Consider the following 2,744-nt stretch of genomic DNA (forward strand, 5'->3'; position numbering starts at 1 on the left):
CGCCGCCGTGAACCTGCTGGCGCGCCTCCAGCTCCTGGCCCGCCGGGCCGGGGGCCGGATACGGCTGCGCGACCCCGACCCCGCCCTATGCTCCCTGCTCGACCTCGCCGGTCTCGGCTTCGAGGTGGAGGGGCAGCCCGCACAGCGGGAACCAGCGCCGGGTGTCGAGGAAGCAGTGGAACCCGGTGATCCGGCCGTCTGAGATCTCCAGCACCTGGACCGCCCACGGCGTGAAGCCGCCGGCCTCCGGGTCCGGCTTGTAGTGGGCGAACCCGGGCAGGCCGTTGACCTGGACCGGCAGCAGGCGCGACCCCGCGCAGGAGGCGCCCAGCGTCGTCATGAAGCCCGTGATGTCGCCGGGGCCGGTCAGCCACAGGTCGAACGGCGGCATCGTCATGACGGCGTCCTCGTGCAGCAACGCCGTCAGCGCCGCCATGTCGTACCCCTCGAACGCCGCCACGTAGCGCTCCAGGAGCTTCTGCTGCTCCTCGTCCAGCGGGTCCGAGACGGACGCGTCGGCGCCCCGCTGCCGCCGCTCCGCGAGCGTCGCCCGCGCCCGCTGCAGGGCGCTGTTGACGGAGGCGACCGAGGTGTCCAGCAGCTCGGCCACCTCGCTCGCCCTCCAGGCCAGCACCTCGCGCAGCAGCAGCACCGCCCGCTGCTTGGGCGGCAGCTGCTGGAGCGCGGCCATGAAGGCCAGCCGCACGGACTCCTTGGCGACCGCCGCCTCGGCGGGGTCGGCGGTCTCGGGCAGCACCCGGGAATCCGGCATCGGCTCCAGCCAGGTGTGGTCCGGCCGGGGCGAGAGGGCCGCGCGGGCCAGCGGGGTCGACTCCGTCAGGTCCATCGGGCGGGCCCGCTTGCCGCCCGCCTTCAGCATGTCCAGGCAGACGTTGGTCGCGATGCGGTACAGCCAGGAGCGCAGGCTGGAACGGCCCTCGAACGCGTCGAAGCTCCGCCAGGCACGGACCATCGTGTCCTGCACCGCGTCCTCCGCCTCGAAGGAGGAGCCGAGCATGCGGTAGCAGTACCCGGTCAGCTCGACGCGGTGCGCCTCGAGCCTGGCGTCGATACCGGTCGTCGTCGCCGTGCCGTTCGTCATCGTCCACCCACCCCTGTGGCCTGTCTGCGGCGCGCCTTCGCACCCAGCACTCCGGAAGCTACCGCAGCGCACCGACAACGGCCCCCGGGTCGGCGGACGCACAGGTGGGGAAGGCCGGTCCGGCGGGCGGAACGAAGGCTTCCGCCCGCTTCCCGACCGCCCGGCCCGCCTCACGCCGGGACGAGTGCGCGCCGCTCCGCCCGGGCCGCCCGGGTGCCCAGCGCCGTGATGGCCACGACGCCGGTCACCGCCACCAGGGCGACCCCCACCGTCCCGGCCCAGCCGCCCGAGTGGAAGGCGAGCGCGCCGACCGTGCTGCCCGCGCTGGATCCGACGTAGTACGCGGACTGGTACAGCGCCGACGCCTGGGCGCGGCCCTCCGTGGCGGTCCGCCCGACCGCCGAGGACGCGACCGCGTGGCCGGCGAAGAAGCCGCCGGTGATCAGCACCAGGCCCAGCAGGATCAGGGGCAGGGAGCCGGCCAGGGAAAGCAGCAGGCCCGCCGCGGTGGTGCCGCCCGCCGCGTACAGCGCGCCCCGGCGGCCCAGCCGGCCCACCAGCCGGCCCGCCGCCGACGCCGCCACCGTGCCGACCAGGTACACCAGGAAGATCGAGCCGACGACGCCCTGGGGGAGGGAGAAGGGCGCCTCGGCCAGCCGGTAGCCGATCACGGTGTAGACCCCGCCGAACACCGTCATGAACAGGGCGCCGATGGCGTACAGGCGCCGCAGCAGGGGGTTCGCGAGGTGGCCGCGGACCGTGCCCAGCAGCACCCGGGGTCGCAGCGAGCCCGGACGGAAGTGCCTCGGCGCCGGCAGCAGCAGCCGGAACGCCACCGCGCACGCCACCGCGAGCACCCCGATCACGCCGACGGCGACCCGCCAGCCCCACTCCTGCGCCACCCAGCCGGTGATGACCCGGCCGCTCATCCCGCCGACGCTGTTGCCCGCGACGAACAGTCCGATCGCGGTCACCAGGGCCCTCGGCCGGACCTCCTCCGCCAGGTACGCGGTCGCCGATGCGGGCACCCCGGCCAGGGCCGCCCCCTGGAGCGCCCGCAGCGCCACCAGGGCGCCCAGCGACGGGGCGAAGGGGACCAGCAGCCCCACGGTCACCGCGACGGCCAGGGAGGCCGTCATGACCGTACGGCGCCCGTACCGCTCCGACAGCGCGCTCATCGGCAGCACGCACACCGCCAGGCCGCCGGTGGCCGCCGCCACCGTCCAGCTCGCGTCGCCCGCGCTCACCCCGAGGTCGTCCGAGACGAGCGGCAGCAGGGCCTGCGTGGAGTACAGCAGGGCGAAGGTCGCCACACCCGCCAGGAACAGGGCGAAGCTCATCCGGCGGAAGCCGGGGCCGCCCGGGGACATGCGGGAGTCGGCGCCGCCCGGGACGTCCGGGGAGTCCGGGGCGGGCGGAGTGCCCGGGGCGCCGGGCGTGCCCGGGGACGGGGAGGAGGCAGAGGCCGGGGAGGTGACGGATGTGCGGGCGTCCACACCGGTGGACGCCTTGGTACTGGCGGGAGACATGCTTCGACGTTACGGACGGCTCCGCTCATCCGTCCAATGCACGGAATCGTCATAATCGTTCCCATGGAGCATCAGCAGAGGTCGCAGGGCCGGCTGTCACCGTCCAGTGACAC

At 74.7% G+C, this 2,744-nt stretch carries 2 protein-coding genes; both read right to left on the minus strand.

Going from position 1 to position 2,744, the window contains the following annotated elements:
- Positions 1-85 precede the first annotated feature (85 nt).
- Positions 86-1,102, minus strand: a complete 1,017-nt coding sequence (locus AOK18_RS29210; RefSeq protein ID WP_055572971.1) for a sigma-70 family RNA polymerase sigma factor — start codon at positions 1,100-1,102, stop codon at positions 86-88.
- A 170-nt stretch (positions 1,103-1,272) separates the two neighbouring features.
- Complete coding sequence (locus AOK18_RS29215) at positions 1,273-2,631, minus strand: MFS transporter (protein WP_055696263.1); 1,359 nt, start codon at positions 2,629-2,631, stop codon at positions 1,273-1,275.
- Between the last annotated feature and the right edge of the window lie 113 nt (positions 2,632-2,744).

It is taken from the genome of Streptomyces prasinopilosus (assembly GCF_001419695.1).
Classification (GTDB): domain Bacteria; phylum Actinomycetota; class Actinomycetes; order Streptomycetales; family Streptomycetaceae; genus Streptomyces; species Streptomyces prasinopilosus.